A 17,691-nucleotide genomic window follows, 5' to 3' on the forward strand; every position below is an offset into this window, starting at 1 on the left:
TAAAATGCCCCAGCCTTTGCTTAAAACTGCATTAGCTGGGGCTTTTTACTTTTTCATTTATTAATTATGGGTAAAGAATAATTACATCATCCGCATCGATCTTTTTGATCTTTTCCGTTTGATTATCTTCATTTTCATACCATACTTCATAAAAAAGTTTTCCAACTGCATAAAGCTGAATGGTGTGATTCAAATCTTTCCTTAGATCAACAAATTGCCCGTGTTCCCATAAAAAAAGGGCCTGATCCTCCAGTGGTAATTTTGAGAAGTCTTCGTCATTAATCATAAATAATACAAGCCTTTATTCTTTAACCAAAGCCTGCAGAGTTTGTTCCCGATAGGGCTTTCCTTCAATCATAATAAAAGAACCCCAACTCAATGGATTGTCATATGCCTTTCTGATTTCACGCTTAGCTTCAAGAAATGCTTTTCTTTTATTTCCGCTTTCAATCCATTTTTTATAAAAAGAATACATAAGTTTTTGCGTAATTTCGTCATTTACTTTAAACAAACTCATTATTACTGCATCAGCACCAGCTATGAGAAAGGATCTTTGAAGGCCGTAAACACCTTCTCCAACTTGAACATCTCCCCTCCCTGTTTCACAAGCACTAAGCACCACAAGTTCTGTAGAAGTAAAGTTGAGATTCATTGCCTCATAAGCCGTAAGTATTCCATCTTTCTGATTTACATAGGTATTTTCGATATTGCTGATTATTTCACCTGCACCAGTCAACATGAGACCTGAATTCAATAATGGATTTGATGCAAAATCATCATCATTAGCACGATTAGTGGTTTCTTTAAAGTAGCCATGTGTAGCAATATGAAAAACTTTTGGATTAACGAAAGAACTAATAGTATCCTCTGTCACATGATTACTTAAAACTTTAACTGTTCTTTTTCCTGTCCCACTAAGCAAAGCGGTTAATTCATTTACTTCCTTCTCCGCTCCCGGTAGAGACACAACTGCAGCACTTTTGATATTGTGATTTTCAGAATAAAAATCAGGATTACCACATAGAAGATATTCCTCAGTATGCGCCTTTTTTACATCTTTATTATTCTTCTTTTTATTCTCTACAACACCAAGTAAATCTTTTGTATTAGTAACCAAAACTATCTGATTTTTTTCCAAAACGAATGAGCCGTCTGGAGCAGGCATCATTTCAAGGTTTAGCTGATTGTATACACCTTCAGATGAAAAATACACTGTAGCTCCATCTGGAATTTTCGTTTTGATATTTTTCCAATAAGTCTCATAAGAATATTGATCACTGATGTTCATGTTTGCAGCATTTCTGTAGTACTTCAGAAATTTCTTCTCCATGGCATTGCCATTTGAAAATGAAACAACATCGGGGAATTCGCTTGAATGCTTATTAACTATAAGCGCAGCATAAACTATAGAATCGGTAAACACTTTATTAAAGAATCTGTAGCGAACCATCTCCACTGCATGTTCATTTTCCTGTAAGCTTGCCCTGATTTCTTTCCAGGTGGCCCTTCTCTTGATTTCTTCACCGTTAAAAAGTGTGGAGCGTTTGCTCATTTCTTTCTCAAGATGTTCAATGGAAGCTTCAATATGATGAGGATCCAGTTTTTGAGCAGTAAGCTGTTCTTTTGTATAGGATAATGAATTTGTAAGAGATTCGCTTAGTATAATCCATTCATTATACATTCCAATAAGGACTGAATCTTTACTATTCAGAATCTGTTCCCGCAACTTTATATTGGAATTTAACAAAAGGGCTTTTGTTGCAATCGTGTTATTATAGACCTCTGCAGACAGTCTGGATTTTTTATTTCCAAACACATCAAGTGAAAGAAAATTATAGAATTCAAACTCGTCCTTCATTTTGCTCCAGAACTTACTTTTTTCCCTAAAGCTCAAAGATGGAAAATAATTTCTGGTATAATCCAGATACTTCGGAATGATCTCTTCCATAAGTTCAAGAGATTTATCATATCCCTTCAACATATATTGCACTCTGGCAAGCTTACCTGTAGCCATTATGTATCCAGGATGCTTCTCATTAAATATTCCACTGAAGAGCTGTCTTGACTTCTGATAGTTTTTCTCTGCAAAATCAAACTTCTCCTTGTTGTATGCAATATCGCCCTGCAGTAATTTAATCTCTGCATTATACTTGTTTTCAGAACCTATTTTTTTATCCCAATATTTTTCTGCTTCACTTAATAATTTCTCTGCCTCTTCAGTTCTTTTTATTTGGATATAAAATTCAGCAAGCTTTTGTAAATGCAGTGCGTATAGAGGATTATTTTCTCCTGCACTTTTTTGTATAATTTTTCCAGCCTCCTGATATAGTTTTTCTACTTCAACTACCTTTACTCCTCTTTTATATTTTATTGCAGCTAGCTTTGACAAGGCTTCTACACGCTTTAAATTTTCCTTTCCAAGTTTTGCTAAAAATATCTCATCAGCTTTAGTATAGGCCTCCTCTGCTTTTTTATAATCTCCGATTTCATTAAAATAATCACCTTGCATAAGAAGTACCTCTGCTTGCTGCAGTGATTGTTTATCAAAAACCTTTTCAACTATTTCTTTGGAATGCTTTAAGTATTGGTCGGATAAATTATAATTACCATTAATCAAAAAAAGTCTGGCTAAAGTTTCATAAACCGATAAAAGCTGTAAACTACCAACTTCAAGAATCTTTTCTTTTATCTCCTGAGATTTTTTTACTTCTTTCTCACCTTTATAGTAATTGCCTGCCATAAGGTAAAGAGAAGCTTCCTGTTCATGTTCAAGTGCATCTGCGAGAGGGTCAAATCCGGATTTGTCAAGATTCAGATGAGTAACTTTATTCAACAAATTCTTACTCTTGTCAAATTCTCCTTTAAAAGCATAAAGTCTTGAGATAATCAAATAAGCTTCCAGCAATTGCTCATTACGGCTCTCCCTCCCTGATTCTAAAGCAATCTCAGCTTTTTGCATTGAAGAAAAACCTTCTTCATATTTACCTGAAAGGATCTGCAACTCTCCAAGTTTAGCCATACCTGCTGCGTATTCAGGAGATTTCTCTCCGTGCTGTGTGGCAGAGCCGGACACCACATCTTTCATTACTGTGATAGCAGAATCCAGTTTATCTTTTTTCTCAAGTAGTCTTGCAAATGTCTTTAGATAAAAAATATTAAGATCCGATTCTTTTGTAATTTCCTTTTTCAGATAAGACGAATAATTAGCAACAAACATCTTCTCTGCCTTATTCAGATCTGAGCCATAATTGAGTTCATAGAAAGCAAGATCTATATTTGATTTATAAAAATCAGGAGACTTGGCTCCTTTAAATTTTGAATTAAATTCTGCTATTAATGACAATACATTCTTATAGTTTTTCAGGTCTCCCTGTCTAAGCTTAAGATCCGCTTGAAGTTGGAGTACCTTATATTGATATGAATGATATGCTGGCAAAAACTTAATTATTGAACTCAAGGAATTCAGCCTGCTTTCAGCAGCCTCCAGATCGCCTTCATAAAATGATCTGAAAGCATCACAATAGTTATAAGCTATTTCAAATCTATCTTTGGTGCCAATAGATCTGAATGCATACATCTGAAGCCTGCGCAAGTGATTTTTATATTGTATTATTTGTCCATCTTTTATAGACTCTATTGTCTGATTTACCAGATCTTCAACTTTTAATGACTCATATTCTGCTGCTTCCGAACGGCCATAGCAATGGCTGTAGGCCATGGCAGACCTTGCAAAAGCTCTTTTCTTATCGAGTTGCTCCGCCTCACCTCTTAATGTTTCAATCACAAATCTGTTTGCGGAAGAGAGATTCTTACTCCCCCATAACAAATTGTTTTTTATTAACATTTCAGCTTCGCTTGTTTTGCCTACCTGAAGTAAGCAAGCTGCTTTGAGGTTGAGTAAATGTAAATAAGTCTCTTTGCGAATCTGGAAGTCTATGGCTTTATCTTCTGCAGCTTTATCTTTATCTTCAACAAGTTGAGATGTGGCCATCTTTAATCTATATGGCTCCTGAGCTTCAATTATTTCAAGAGCTGCAAAGCAGGAACCTTGATTTTTATAAAATTCTGCAAGCGTTAATAAATAGTTTAATTCCTCTATAGAGGTTTTATCAATTCCGGAAATTTTATCTATCTGATGAAGGACATTTTCTTCTTCAGCATAGTTTCCAGCATCATTAAGGTACTTGGCAATATAAAGGAGACACTTATGCTCATCAACCGGTTGCCCTTTACTTTTCTCTGCGAGGCTTAAAGCATGATTAAACGTTTGTCCTGCCTTATCAAATGACATCATGGAGAAATAAGATCTAGCCTCCAATAGTCTGGCCCGTACAGCGTCCGAAATGCTTACTTTACCTTTATCATAGCTTTTAGCAAATTTATTTGCGCCATCAATACATTCTTCGTACTCCCCTTGTGCAAATTTATATTCAAAGAAAGCGAGTTTTCTGTCATTCTTAGGCTGATTCAGACCATTTGCATTATCTCCTCCTCTAGAAATAAGAGGCAGCAGAAGACAAAGGACGGCTCCTAGTAAAAAACGATTCATAACTTTATTTTTTTCTAAACAGACCATCCAGATTCAGCATAAGATTTATTTCGTGAGTATTTAAATTCACGCCCAAATCCCTTTTAAATTCATATGCATATGCAAATCTCACCCTTGAGCTAATGTGAGTACCAGCCATCAAAGCATGACTTTTATAGGAAGAATAGGTAGCTCCTGCCCAGAAATAGTCAGTAATTTCAAAAATCAAATTCAGGTCTGCCCGTACTTTTGAATCTGGGAAGTATGAAATTCTGAGGTTTGGATAAAGTTTGTAAGAATCGCTAAGTTTAACTCTGTAGCCAGCCATCATCATGTAGTTCCTTTTCTTGCTAAAGAAAGGCTTGCCTTCATTTCCATAAAGATTTTGCTTATCACTCATGATGAGGTCCGGAGCAGAAAAACCCGCATAAAAATTTTTGGTAGATAGTTGTAATCCGGCACCTGCCTTGGGCATCATAGCACTTACATTAGATGCTTCCACAACAGGATCGCCCTGATCCCAAACTCTGTCAAGATAGGCTGTACTGAATTTAGCTGAAGTAAATCCCATTCTCAATCCCATAGAAAGCTTCCACTTACTTGTGAGAGGTACATAATAGGCATAATTGAGCAGGAAGTCAGTATTTCTATTGGCTCCAAACTTGTCATAATTGATATTAAGCCCCAATGCCATTTTCTTCGCGGGAAATCTATAATCTGCCCAGAACATATTGGTAACAGGAGCTCCATTCATGCCAGTCCATTGAAATCTTGACACAAGGTTTGCATTGAACTGTGTTTCCTGCATACCTGCAGCAGCCGGATTATAGATCAATTGATTAAACATGAAATTGGAAACCAAAGGCATTTGTTGTGCCTGTGTCCCAATAGACAGACTTGCAAAAAATGCTGAGAATAAAAGATAACGAAACATGTGCTGTATATTACTTGAAATATTTAAATCCATTTTTAATACTTTACTTCTACAAATCCCTTTAGAACGTTTGCCCCATTTTTAAATACATAATAATAGGTTCCTTCAGTGACCTGGGCTCCGGTATTGGTTTTCCCATTCCAGTTATTGAGATAGTTTGCGCAACTGTATTTGATATCCCCCCATTTATCAAAGATATCAAGTCTATTGTCTGCTTTGTCGTTGACGCCTCTAATGACAAAGTAATCGTTTTTTCCATCTTCATTAGGAGTGATGATTTCAGGTGCTTCCAAAGCATCCTCTACTTTTAGTGTAACCATGTAATCTTCTGTTTCTCCAGCCTCACCTGAAAGGATACATGCATCAGAAGATGTAAAGCGACCATTTGTTCTGCATCTTACCCTCAATCTTCTGCTACCTGCATATTCTTTTGAATTTTTTATAATGATAGGTTTCATGGAAACAAGAGAATCTTCTCCAAAGGTTGCGTTTACAAATTCATCAGCTTCATCAAAATCCCCATCATTATTATAATCTATCCAGATTCCTACATACTTACTGGATTTTCCTATAGCGCTTATTTCAAAATCTGCAGTGTAAACATTGCCGAGAAACAGGTCTGTTGTTCTACCTGATTCTGTGAAATCTGTATACCCTGTCCCCTGGCAACCTGAAGAATCACTTTTCAGAGTATTAATCCTGAATGAATTTATATGTGTTGCATAGCATAGTGCAAAACTTTTAGGGCATACATTTTCACGAATATTTCCATCTGTTGCATCTTCCACCACTTTAATCTCTTTTCTTAATATAGCTTTCACTAAGCCTTGTTTGTCATAAATCCTACAGGTCAGTGTTCCTTCTACAGCATCGTCCGAAAAATATATATTTACCTTATTGGTCGAATCACTTATCTGATTGTTGTTTAAAAGATATGCATTTTCTCCGGAATAAGACCATTCATAACTATATTCACCATTATAAGGGATCACAGCATATGTCTGTACTTTTTTGGTACTAGTATAGTTTTTACCGACCAGAAACTCCGCAGCTGGAGATACGATAATGGCCTGGTTAGCTTTAGCTACTTCATAATCTATACTTGCTTCAACATAAGCTGTTATAGTTACAGGTCCGGCGCCGGTAATGATAAGCAGAGTATCTTTGGTTTCTGCTACATTTACATCACTCGATTTAAATAAAACAGGTAAGTTAAAAGAAGCATATGCGACTAGAGGTGTATTGGCACTTGCAATGTTTAATTTCGGCAAGTCGAGAAATCTTATGCTAGGCATAATTTTCGTTTTGACTTTGACTACACTAAAGTCATATCCTGTTGCTCTGGCACAAATGAGATTATAATCGGAAGTTAAAACGGAGTTATTAAGTGAAGTTGAGAAATTAGAAATTTGATCATAGCCAAAAGATTCAATTTCTCCTTTTTCACTAAGTTTAACAAGCCTTAATCTTTGACTCGTAAAATTCCCATCAGAATATTCGGCTTCTATTGTAGCTAATATTTTTCCGTTTGGTAAAACAAATATTGACTTTCCTTTTTCCTTTAATGCAATAAGATTAACAAGTCTTCCAGCTGTCGCAAAAGTGGAGTCTATTTTTCCATTAGAATTTAAACGCATGATGACACTTTGATCCCTTACCTGCCCCACGGTTACCAACTTACCATCTTTTTGAAAAGCCATATCAGCAATCATTTCCTCTGCCACTACAGTCCTTTGGTAAAATCCTTTATCGCCAAATGTAGTATTAATTGTTCCATCAGATTTAAGCATTGCGACAATGGGATTCGTCACAGATTCTGTTTTAAGCGGCATGGGATATGAACCTCCCAATGCGATACTAGTTTCATTTAAAGCAATCTGATAGCAGGCTACGTCATCCAATATAGTTATACCTTTACTTCCAAATGTTCTGTCAATTGTCCCATCATCATTTAATCTAAAAACAACAGTGGTAGGACCGTTTATATATAAATATATTGAATCCACATACGATCCTACTGCAAGTATTTTATCTCCCTGTCTTTTCAGAGAATGTATACTTGTCATCTTTTTCTTTGTAGTCAGATCAGGAAAAAGTTTACCCTCTTTCCCAAAAGTTTTATCAATATTACCATCCTGAGTCAATCTGATTATTACAGGCAAGGTAGTACCAGAAGCTTTAAAATATCCTCCTATCAAAATCCTTCCGGCCTTATCAATTGCAACTGCTTCGGGGTAATCATCAGTAGTATCAGATACAGAAAATATTCCCTTTCCTTTCGAGGCAAAACTTTCATCTAGGGTTCCATCAGGTTTTATTCTCACAAAAGTAAAATCATGACCTTTAGAGCCATTCAGCGAAGCTCCCACCATTACGACTTTTTCATCCGGTTGTGCAATGATCATTCTAGCCTCTTCTTCCTTGCCATAAAATCTGGTTTGGAATATTCCGGGAGGAGACCCTGCTTTATTGAATGAGGAATCAATAGTGGCAGGTTGAGCAATGGAATAGAAAACAATCAGGAAATAAAAGAGGGTTAAAAAACTGCTTTTATGCATATATGATAAGAATTAAAATAGGATTGAAATTAGATTTTTCTGGAGAATTAATTGACCAAATCATTTCTCTTAAAGCACAGAAAAATAGCTATTAAAGGTAAAAATTATCATGCGATTCTCCAATTTAAGTTCATCCATTTCGACGAGTTATTTTAAATCGCTTTGCCTATTCTACTACTTCACCATAGGTTTTAACTTTAAACTCATTATTCCACCTACATTTTGATAACTCCTTTCACTGAGATAATATTAATAACACCATTTATCAAAAGCTCCACGAAACTGGAAATTTAAAATTTCATTTTCCCAATATTTCCATTCTTCATTTCTCAACTTTAAGCATTTCAGCAACACTTCTGTGAGCTGGTAATTGCTTATCAGTTTAGATTTTTATCTCGACGAATTTATGTATGGATAGTCTTTACAACTCCCATGGACAAAAATCATTTGCTTATTAGATCCGATAGTTATTGCATGCGGCAAGTAGGCATGCATATCATTAGAATAAATTATTCACAAACGTATGAGATACTGCCCAAAAATGTATTTGTATTTCCCGCAATAGAATTTAACTCACAAAAATGTTCTAATATTAGAATTAAAATCAGAAATAGGTATATTGTAGATTAAAATTCAATATTTCAGTCAGTTTTATTGCGTACATGTAAATAAAGAATGAATGATCCTATCTTTTTTATCAGAAGACATCGCTCCAAATCAAAATCAATTGGAGACAAAAAGGATTAAAATAACAGCATACACGACAATTATTTGTATTTTTTTATGCGTAGTGTTTGGTGCAGGATTCTTCATTTATAATATTTTTCCTTTAAATTTTATTTTTGCATTCTTTGCTGTAGTACATTTTTCAACTTGGAGGATCTGTATGGCAGGCTTTTCAAGAGTTGCAAAGATTGTATTATACTTTTCTCTATTGCTTCAGGTGTTATCTATGTCAGCCAGCCTGGGAAGTGAAATGGATCTCAAAGTATTTTATATTCCAATTGCGATTATACCTTTTATCATTTTCGGAAAAAACGAAAGACCCCTTTTTAACATATCCATTTTATTTACCCTGCTAAATATTGCAATCATATATACCCTTGACAAATACAAAATTTCTCTGCCTGCTCCCAATATATCCTTAGGAGTGAATCAGTGGATCAACACAGCTTTTAATCTGACAGCCATATTCTGCATGATCTTTCTTGCAAATCTGTTTCTTTCTTTGTCAGAATTAGGAGAAACGCTTTTGTTTGAAAAAAGCAATCAACTAAAAGAACAACAAAGCCTATTGTCAGCTCAAAACCGTGAATTGGAAAAGACAAAAAGTGAATTGGAGAGATTAAACTCTGTAAAAGATCGACTTTTATCCATCCTATCTCATGACCTTAAAAGCCCTATAAACAATATACAGGCTATAACAGAACTGATTCTTGAAGAAAAAATCCAGAAAGAAGAAATAAAAGCTGTTGCGCTAAAGTTTAAAGAGTCCTCAATTCATACGAAACAGTTGCTGGATAACCTGGTTAACTGGTCCAGTACACATCTTACCAATCATTCCCCTGATCCTAAAAATATTTGCCTAAAGGAGCTTATTGATAATGTATTTTACTATACTGGCTACCTTGCAAAAAATAAAAATGTAAAGCTAACCAATTCTATAGAAGCCAATACCCTTGTCTGGTGTGATTATGACATGATGGAAATAACTTTCAGAAACCTTATTCTGAATGCTATTAAATTTAGTCATAGCGGACAAGAGGTCATTGCCTATGCCTCCCAGAAGAATAGCAAAATCCAGGTAACTATAGAAGACCATGGTATAGGCATTCCTGATGTAATGCTTAACCAGCTTTTTGAGCCAAATATTTCTAAAACGAGATTAGGTACAAACTCAGAAAAAGGGTCCGGAATCGGGCTACTTTTGTGCAAACAGCTTATCAACGCAAACGATGGAAATATATATGTCTACAGCACACCTGGCATTATGACTACATTTTCGGTAGAACTTCCTATATCCAGAAACTAACCAATTTATCTTTCACTAATTATTTTTTTCCCGCATAGGGGTATGTCGCATTAAGGTTGTCATAGAAATAGAATCAAAAATCTATTAGCAAGATGACAACATTTTCAGGAAGTATATTCTCCAGGAATTTCTTCATTATTACATTCTTAATTCTTTCTTTTAATGCAATTGCACAAACGGATAGCAGCCAATCAACTTCCACCAGAACTCTGAACTGGACTGCTGGCTTTAAGTTTCATAATCCGGGAGGAATTACCCTTAAAAAGTATTTTGGAAACAATGCTCTAGAGTTTGTAGCTGGCCGAAATGGTTCCTATAGGAACAATGACTATTACTATAGAAGCAATAAGAGACGCCTTAGGAATAAAGGGTATATTTTCGACGGATATGATCACACTGAAAGGCCGTGGATTCTGCAACTACATTATCTAGTACACAACAAAATATCCTTTTTACCTAGATTAAGATGGTACTATGGAGCCGGAATTCAGTCAAGATTTTCCAGTTATTACTGTAATTATCACTATACAGAAAACAATACTATCATTTATGAGAAGGAATATATAAGAACATTTTCCATGGGCGTCGATGCAGTGCTGGGAATAGAATATATTTTTAAAAATTTCCCAATCATGTTATTTGCAGAAAACACTATTTACACTGAGGTATTCAATAGTCCTTTATTTATAAAAGGTGATATAAGCACAGGAATCAGATATACCTTCTAGAATCTTCTTTTATTCCTTAGCAAAGGAAATAGACTGAATATCTTCACATTTAATTTTCGAGATATTGAGATCTCCTAATAAAGATATTCGGTCTATTACAACCCTTTCTTTATCCGTAAAATCATGAGAAGTGATTATCCCTATATATTCCTCTCCGGATTTTAATACCACTTTGATTTTTGATAGATGGTATTTTTTCAAGGTCTCAAAAGTCATCATAAGGAGTCAGTCTCTATGGTCTTAAGAATTTTAAAAAACGAAATTTAAAAACAAGTGTCTTAGACAAATATAACAATTTTATAGTCTAATACCTAAAATTAACAATTCAAAATAAGTTAAACGTAGATTTCAACTTTCTTGAGATTAGACAATAATCACTAAAAAGATATTCTTTAATAAACAATTAGATGAAAAGGTAAACATAAAAAATATAACTTATCAGGGAAATTATTTCAACAATCCAAAATAATAAAAATAATACCAAAAAATAACAGTATAATACAAAATATACTTATTTTTTCATTCCTAGAATAATCCTATTTAATTGATTATAAAAAATTTCCGGTTCAAATGGATCTGAAGAACTGCATAAGTCCATAGCCTCTTGTAATAGAGTTTTACTTAAGTTTTTTCCAATAAAAACTATTTTGGTTTCCTTTTCATCCTCTGAGGTCCAAGGACCCATTGAATCAGTAGCATATTGGCTATTCACTGCCTGAAATAGAATTTTTTCTTCAACTGAATTGAGATTCAAAATTCCTTTAATTCGAAATACTTCTAATTGCTCAGTCAGCAAGGCTCTGACGAAAATATTAAATTTAAGCACATCCAAAGGAGCCTTGAATACAAATGTATGAGAATGAATACCTGCATGTCTCACCTGTTTTGTGGGAGCCAAAAGATTTGACTGATTTGAAGTCTCTTTCTGATAGGAATAGCTTTGTTTCTTCAAAGCATTGAAGCTACTGTGAAAATTTTGTTCTGAAAATGCATTTAACTCCAGAAGGTTTATATCAAAAGTAGAATCTTTTCCATGGAATACAATCTGGCTTCCAGGATTAATTCGTCTTAGAATATTATTTACGGTATCTTTCTGATAGGAATCTACCTTATCAATTTTATTAATAATAATGACATCTGCCATGGTAACCTGATTACAGGCGATTTCCTGATCTTCCAATTGTTGTTCTATGAACTGAGCATCTGTCAAAGTAATAATTCCATCAATATAAAATGCTTCTTTGACATACGGATCTGAAAGAAAGCTCATGGCAATAGGTCCAGGATCAGCTATACCCGTGGTCTCTATAAGCAGATGATCTATCTTTCTGTCTCTGTTAATGATTTTCTGTAGAACATCTATCAGATCATCATTAAGCGTGCAACATAGACAGCCGTTGGAGAGCTCAAAGATTCCCTCTTTTGTGTCCATCACCAGAGCTCCATCAATTCCCACTTCTCCAAATTCATTTTCAATCACAGCAAATCTCTTTTGTTTATGATGAGAGATAAGGTAATTGAGCAATGTAGTTTTTCCTGCGCCCAGAAAGCCTGTAATGATAGTGACGGGAATTTTCGGCATTGTCATGGTAGTTTCTAATTTTAAATTAAACAGGCCAGTTAGAGTTATCAAGAATTATAACAAAACGGGCCTGCTTTTGATAATCTGATTTTATTCTTCAGGTATAAATCTTTCACCAATTATTTCTTCGGATCAAACTCAGAGAACCTATATAAAAGGCCGAGAGACAACATTTGAGTATATTGAATCTCATAATCCTGATCCTGATCATACAAGGCAGTTGCAGTTAAATTAACGTTAATATATCGGTTCACTTTTGCTGATAGCGTAAGGTCTAGTCGAGAGTCAATAGCTTTCAGATTTTCATAGTTAGCAAACATTGTATATCTGGTATACAGGTGGAGGTTTTTAGCGATATCTTTATCAAAGTTTGCAGTTAGCGCAAATGCAAGTTCATTTCTGACTTTCTTACCGATAGGTACTCCATAATTCTGAGGTACATTTTTGTATAGTGTAGTATCAGTAACAAAAGTGTTACGAAAGCTACCTACACCAAACCTTAGCCAAAAATAATTCACTGGCTTATATTCAAGACCCATAGAGGAAGTAAGGTATCCGGGAGCCATAAATCTTGAAATCAACTGCTGAGATTCTCTGTCAAGACTATCTTTGGTAACTTTAAAGCCCTGTGCAAACTGAGAGAGAAAGTTTACTGAAACATAAGCATTCCATTTATCTGTAAGTCTGTATCCCAGCTTCGAATCAATGAATATTTTATCTGTAGTTTTTCTGTATATAGCCTTATCATTTTTCACCATACCATATTGCAACTGAATTATATTATCAAATGATATTTTATTTGATTCATACAGTAGTCGACCATCCAGCACTAAGCCCATTGCAATGGAATTTACTCCTCCCCCTTTCCAGTTAGAACTAAAGGAGGATTGATTAATATTTGCACCTGCTTCTAATGATTTTTTCCAGGGAGAAGGTATGGTATCCTGATTGGAAAAGTCTGTTTGAGCAAAAACGTTTTTTGCTAAAAGAATAAAAACTATTAAAATAAACTTCTTCATGATTAATTAGGATGTAAAATCCAAAATTAAAAGCCTGAGAAGAAATTAACTAAACAAATTCCTTAATTAACTTACACAGTATCTATAAATACTTTATACTACTGCCTATCTAGCGGCCTCACAAGAACTTTATCTACTCTTTGTCCATCCATATCCAACACCTCGAAATGCAAGTTTTTCCAATCAATTATTTCACCGGAAGAAGGAATTCTTTTAAAAATGTAAAGTATTAACCCACCTAAAGTATAAAAGCCTTCCCTTTCTATTTCTTCAGTTTTCTCAACTTCAAAATATCTGAAAAATTCATCCAGAGATATTAGTCCATCTACAAGATAAGATTCGTCCTGCCTTTTTATGATCTCTGCCTCCTCTTTTCTGTATATATCTCCTATGACCACATTTACCAGATCATTGGTTGTAATTACTCCCTTTACAGAACCATACTCATCTACGGCCACAGCGAAATGAGTATTTCTGCTTTTCATATTTTCCAATAATTTAAAAGCAGTCATTTGAACAGGCACAAATAAGGCATCAATAAGCATAGATCTTAGGTCTATATCCTCCTTTCTCAGTAAGGAAGAACTGAAGGTTTTCAGACTCAGAATACCAATGATGTTGTCATATTCATTTTCATATACTGGGAAATGTGTATGAATGGATTCGGCCATAATTTGTTTATTGACCTCTAGATCTTCGTTTATATCAAGGGAAACCACATCAGCGCGACTGCTCATAAGTGACCCGACATCAGTATCTCCAAGGAAAAATACTCTTTCCACCATTTCTCTTTCCTCCTTTTCGACCTCTCCTATATCAGAAGCCTCTTCCAGCATAGCTTTAATCTCTTCCTCAGTTACAAAATGATCCTCCTGAGGTTTGAGTTGAAGAATTTTAATAAACAGATCAGTTGATGCGGAAAGAAGCCATATCAAGGGTTTGACAATCTTAGCAAGAATTGTCATCGGAATAGCAATAGCTGAAGCAATTTTTTCAGGACTGTTCATACCTATCCTTTTGGGGAGCAGTTCTCCCAGAATAAGGGTTACATAAGTGATTCCGAATACCACGATAAGTCCTGAGGCAGTTTCAGAATAGTTTCCGAATATTCCGGAAGCTTCAAAATAATCATTGAGCCTTCGTGAAATTGAAGCGCCTCCAAAAACCCCTGTTAGGATTCCTATTAGCGTAATTCCAACCTGAACCGTTGACAGAAATTTTCCAGGATTTTCCGAAAGATCAAGAGCTACTTTAGCGCCCTTATTCCCTTTTTCAGATGCAGATTCAAGTTTATATTTCTTGGAAGAAACCAGGGCAATTTCAGACATTGAAAATATACCATTCACTATGATCAAGAGGAGAATGATGATAATTTCTACTACCATTTCTATATGTTAAATATCCAATGAAGCTTGAAAGATTATAATAAATCGACTAAAAACAAAAAATTAAAGTCACTTTAATAACCCTTCAAAAATTGTAAATATTATAACATTCTAAAAACTACCCTATTTTCACAAAAAACTTATATCTCTTGGATTTTAAATTAAAACTATGCAGATATTTTTTCTTTTATTTTTTGCATTTGATGAAGATGCCTTTCGGTGTGATAAATACAAAAGTGAACCCATTCAGTGCGAGTCATTTCTCCAAATCCCTTATGCACAAAATCTTTACAAATGAGGCTAAGATCGTGGGCTGAAACGATCTGTTCAGTAATTAACCTTGAGGTCTTAATATCATTTAATAATTGATCTATTGTTTTTATATTAACAGAAGGCGCAATAGGATCCGGAGCATTGAGTTTTTTATCAAAATTTGAAAATATGTTTTTGACAACCAAAATCTTTTCTTCCGGGTTTCTCTCTGTGGATATGCACGTCCCTACAAGGACCTTATTAATGAAGGATTCCAGAATATATATATGCTCTGCTACATCACCGGCAGACCATTGATTAGGTTCAGGCTTAACGTTAAAATCATTATCCTTAAACTGATTAATTTTATTAGTAAGCATATTTGTAGAATTATTCAATTCTTCAATCAGCTCGGCTGCGTTTTTCATTTTCATTTTATTTGCTCTTATGAAGTATTAATAAAGGAACTTCAGTATACATAGTCATCAAACGCGTCAGATCCCCTTTTCTCAATTTTTCGAGATAATTTTTTTCATGGTTTCCCAGCACAATAAGACCTGCATTTGTTTCATTAGCATAATCCTGAATTGCCCCGAAGACGTCATTGGATTTCACTTCTGCAAAATGTACTTTCAGCGTTGTTTTTATTCTATTAAATCCTTCACTGCTTTCCATTTCATTTCTGATAGCATCAACACCTTTTTCCTCACCCTTTGCAACATACAGAAATGTAAGCTGAGCGTCAAGACTTATTGTAAAATTCCATAAAGGATGTAGTACCGCTCTGTCTTCCCATTTAAGGTCTGTCGCGTATACAATTGACTTAGGCAAATGAGGTTTTGCTGCAACAGGAAATGCTAGTACTGGTACTGATGCCTTGCTGGTTACAGATGTGGTAGTGGTTCCGAAAAAAATTTCTTTAAAACCTCCCGCCCCTTTAGTCCCCATCACTATGAGGTCAGCTTTAATATCTTCAGCAAAATCCAATATTACCTGGGAAGGCTCAATGCCATAAGTTACAGAAACATCCACCTGCAAGTCTTTATATTCCGTCAGGATTATATTCCTTAATTCATTCAGTTTATCTTCTGCTTCTTCTTTTGATTCGTCAAATATACTATCACTAGACTCTACCTTTTCCCCTCCAGTCAGGGTAAATTTATTTAAAATAAATAGCTTGGTTTGAGTTTGCGCTGCTATAGCAGCAGCATACTCCAAAGCTTTAAGTGAGTTCTCCGAAAAATCTACAGGACAAAGTATAACCCTCATTTAAACAAATATTTTATTTCTGTTCATTAAAAATTATATTGAAACAATGCAATTGAATTATCACGAAAGAAATCCCCATTTAATCCTTCTATGAAAAGAAAATTCAATCTAAATAGATAAACCAATCTTTTAAACTTAAGTTATCTTTTTATATATCTATCAGAATTGGTCATTTTTCTATGGAAGCTACACCGAGGAGTTTGAGAGGACTGGATTGCCTAAGCTTTTTTTTAGCTAATGTGCGCGACGGTTTAGGGCCATACCTTGCCATTTACCTATTGACTGAAAAAAACTGGAATGCAGCTGATATAGGACTGATCATGGGTTTACCGGGATTTATAAGAATATTGGTTCAAACTCCTTCCGGTGCCTGGATTGATAAAACCCATCATAAAAGAAAACTCATTGTTTTCTCTTCTCTTATGATAGGAATTGCATGTTTGATTGATGTGATTTCACCGAGCTTTATGATTATTTGTATATCCCAATGCATCATAGGGCTGGCCACTTCTGTCTATACCCCAACCGTAGCAGCCATCACTCTTGGTATGGTTGGATATGAACGTCTGGCAAAACGCATAGGAAGGAATGAGTCTTTTAATCATATAGGAAATGTACTTAATGCTTTGCTGGCTGGCATTATTGGCTATTATATGTTTCTTGAAGGAATATTCTACCTAGTAACGTTAATGGCTATAGCCAGCAGCATTTCTGTATTAATGATTAAAAAAAGTGACATAGATCATTCTCTTGCAAGAGGTGCTAAAGATGAAAGTAATATCCAGCACAAACCAATAGGATATACAGAAATTGTAAGAGAGAAAAATATTATTATTCTCTTGGTCACAGTTACCCTTTTCGGATTCTGCAATGGTTCCATGATGACTTTGGTAGGGCAGAAAATTGCTACTACAGAAAAAGAAAGCGCTTATATCTTCATGTCCTGTTGTATTATTATCGCTCAGCTGGTAATGATTATAATGGCCAGGCTTTCCGGAAAGCTTTCTGCAAACAGAAAAAGGAAAAGTATTTTTATGGTTTCATTTTTAATACTCCCCTTAAGGGCACTACTGGTAACTTTAACTGCGGATCCTGTCTATTTGACAATTACACAATTATTTGACGGAATCGCAGGAGGGATTTTTGGTGTAATGGTCATCATTATTATTGCTGATCTAACGGAAGGAACCGGAAGGTTTAACTTTATTCAAGGTGTAGTAACAGCCTGCATTGGTATAGGAACAGGTCTCAGCGCTTATATTACCGGTCAAATTTCCAACATATTCGGCTACAATAACTGCTTTGTGGTTCTTTCAGTAGCCTCTCTTTTCACTCTTATATTTGTGATTTATTACATGCCGGAAACTAAAGACATTAGGAAATTGTCGGTTGGATTCAGATAAA

At 34.9% G+C, this 17,691-nt stretch carries 13 protein-coding genes; 3 read left to right on the top strand and 10 right to left on the bottom strand.

What is annotated here, in order from left to right:
• Positions 1-64: 64 nt before the first annotated feature.
• From J7604_RS14515 to J7604_RS14530, 4 genes are read right to left on the bottom strand one after another with little or no spacing between them, the layout of a single operon-like run.
• Positions 65-286 carry a hypothetical protein gene (locus J7604_RS14515; RefSeq protein WP_293897054.1) on the bottom strand — a complete coding sequence of 74 codons (222 nt, stop codon included), beginning with the start codon at positions 284-286 and terminating at the stop codon, positions 65-67.
• Between the two features lie 15 nt (positions 287-301).
• Positions 302-4,549: a CHAT domain-containing protein gene (locus J7604_RS14520; protein ID WP_293897055.1), complete on the bottom strand. Its 4,248-nt coding sequence runs from the start codon at positions 4,547-4,549 to the stop codon at positions 302-304.
• Positions 4,550-4,553: 4 nt separating this feature from the next.
• Positions 4,554-5,495, bottom strand: coding sequence for a PorP/SprF family type IX secretion system membrane protein (locus J7604_RS14525; protein WP_293897056.1), 942 nt, complete (start codon positions 5,493-5,495; stop codon positions 4,554-4,556).
• A gap of 2 nt (positions 5,496-5,497) precedes the next feature.
• Positions 5,498-8,020, bottom strand: coding sequence for a gliding motility-associated C-terminal domain-containing protein (locus tag J7604_RS14530; RefSeq protein WP_293897057.1), 2,523 nt, complete (start codon positions 8,018-8,020; stop codon positions 5,498-5,500).
• A gap of 679 nt (positions 8,021-8,699) precedes the next feature.
• Between J7604_RS14530 and J7604_RS14535 the strand changes: the two genes are divergently transcribed.
• Positions 8,700-10,052 (top strand): HAMP domain-containing sensor histidine kinase, encoded by a 1,353-nt coding sequence (locus J7604_RS14535; protein WP_293897058.1) that lies wholly within the window; start codon positions 8,700-8,702, stop codon positions 10,050-10,052.
• A gap of 92 nt (positions 10,053-10,144) precedes the next feature.
• Positions 10,145-10,780, top strand: a complete 636-nt coding sequence (locus J7604_RS14540) for a hypothetical protein (protein WP_293897059.1) — start codon at positions 10,145-10,147, stop codon at positions 10,778-10,780.
• A 9-nt stretch (positions 10,781-10,789) separates the two neighbouring features.
• On the opposite strand, the gene J7604_RS14545 is transcribed toward J7604_RS14540, so the two are convergent.
• From J7604_RS14545 to J7604_RS14570, 6 genes are all read right to left on the bottom strand, one after another.
• On the bottom strand, positions 10,790-10,999 hold the full coding sequence (locus tag J7604_RS14545; RefSeq protein ID WP_293897060.1) for a hypothetical protein: 210 nt from the start codon (positions 10,997-10,999) through the stop codon (positions 10,790-10,792).
• Between the two features lie 292 nt (positions 11,000-11,291).
• The gene (locus J7604_RS14550) at positions 11,292-12,368 is read right to left on the bottom strand and encodes a GTP-binding protein (protein WP_293897061.1); all 1,077 of its coding nucleotides are present in this window, start codon (positions 12,366-12,368) and stop codon (positions 11,292-11,294) included.
• Between the two features lie 113 nt (positions 12,369-12,481).
• Entirely contained in the window at positions 12,482-13,381 is a 900-nt protein-coding gene (locus J7604_RS14555) for a DUF3078 domain-containing protein (protein ID WP_293897062.1), read from the bottom strand.
• Between the two features lie 98 nt (positions 13,382-13,479).
• Positions 13,480-14,766 (bottom strand): hemolysin family protein, encoded by a 1,287-nt coding sequence (locus J7604_RS14560; RefSeq protein ID WP_293897063.1) that lies wholly within the window; start codon positions 14,764-14,766, stop codon positions 13,480-13,482.
• A 167-nt stretch (positions 14,767-14,933) separates the two neighbouring features.
• Positions 14,934-15,446 (bottom strand): DinB family protein, encoded by a 513-nt coding sequence (locus J7604_RS14565; protein ID WP_293897064.1) that lies wholly within the window; start codon positions 15,444-15,446, stop codon positions 14,934-14,936.
• 7 nt (positions 15,447-15,453) lie between these two features.
• Positions 15,454-16,287 (bottom strand): universal stress protein, encoded by an 834-nt coding sequence (locus tag J7604_RS14570; RefSeq protein ID WP_293897065.1) that lies wholly within the window; start codon positions 16,285-16,287, stop codon positions 15,454-15,456.
• 179 nt (positions 16,288-16,466) lie between these two features.
• On the opposite strand from J7604_RS14570, the gene J7604_RS14575 reads away from it, so the two are divergent.
• Positions 16,467-17,690 (top strand): MFS transporter, encoded by a 1,224-nt coding sequence (locus tag J7604_RS14575; RefSeq protein WP_293897066.1) that lies wholly within the window; start codon positions 16,467-16,469, stop codon positions 17,688-17,690.
• Position 17,691: the final 1 nt, after the last annotated feature.

Source organism: Sporocytophaga sp., from assembly GCF_017745095.1.
Classification (GTDB): domain Bacteria; phylum Bacteroidota; class Bacteroidia; order Cytophagales; family Cytophagaceae; genus Sporocytophaga.

Coding starts and splice junctions, on each gene's coding strand:
- J7604_RS14515 (WP_293897054.1), bottom strand. CDS start 286: ATGATTAATGACGAAGACTTCTCAAAATTACCACTGGAGGATCAGGCC.
- J7604_RS14520 (WP_293897055.1), bottom strand. CDS start 4,549: ATGAATCGTTTTTTACTAGGAGCCGTCCTTTGTCTTCTGCTGCCTCTT.
- J7604_RS14525 (WP_293897056.1), bottom strand. CDS start 5,495: ATGGATTTAAATATTTCAAGTAATATACAGCACATGTTTCGTTATCTT.
- J7604_RS14530 (WP_293897057.1), bottom strand. CDS start 8,020: ATGCATAAAAGCAGTTTTTTAACCCTCTTTTATTTCCTGATTGTTTTC.
- J7604_RS14535 (WP_293897058.1), top strand. CDS start 8,700: ATGATCCTATCTTTTTTATCAGAAGACATCGCTCCAAATCAAAATCAA.
- J7604_RS14540 (WP_293897059.1), top strand. CDS start 10,145: ATGACAACATTTTCAGGAAGTATATTCTCCAGGAATTTCTTCATTATT.
- J7604_RS14545 (WP_293897060.1), bottom strand. CDS start 10,999: ATGATGACTTTTGAGACCTTGAAAAAATACCATCTATCAAAAATCAAA.
- J7604_RS14550 (WP_293897061.1), bottom strand. CDS start 12,368: ATGACAATGCCGAAAATTCCCGTCACTATCATTACAGGCTTTCTGGGC.
- J7604_RS14555 (WP_293897062.1), bottom strand. CDS start 13,381: ATGAAGAAGTTTATTTTAATAGTTTTTATTCTTTTAGCAAAAAACGTT.
- J7604_RS14560 (WP_293897063.1), bottom strand. CDS start 14,766: ATGGTAGTAGAAATTATCATCATTCTCCTCTTGATCATAGTGAATGGT.
- J7604_RS14565 (WP_293897064.1), bottom strand. CDS start 15,446: ATGAAAAACGCAGCCGAGCTGATTGAAGAATTGAATAATTCTACAAAT.
- J7604_RS14570 (WP_293897065.1), bottom strand. CDS start 16,287: ATGAGGGTTATACTTTGTCCTGTAGATTTTTCGGAGAACTCACTTAAA.
- J7604_RS14575 (WP_293897066.1), top strand. CDS start 16,467: ATGGAAGCTACACCGAGGAGTTTGAGAGGACTGGATTGCCTAAGCTTT.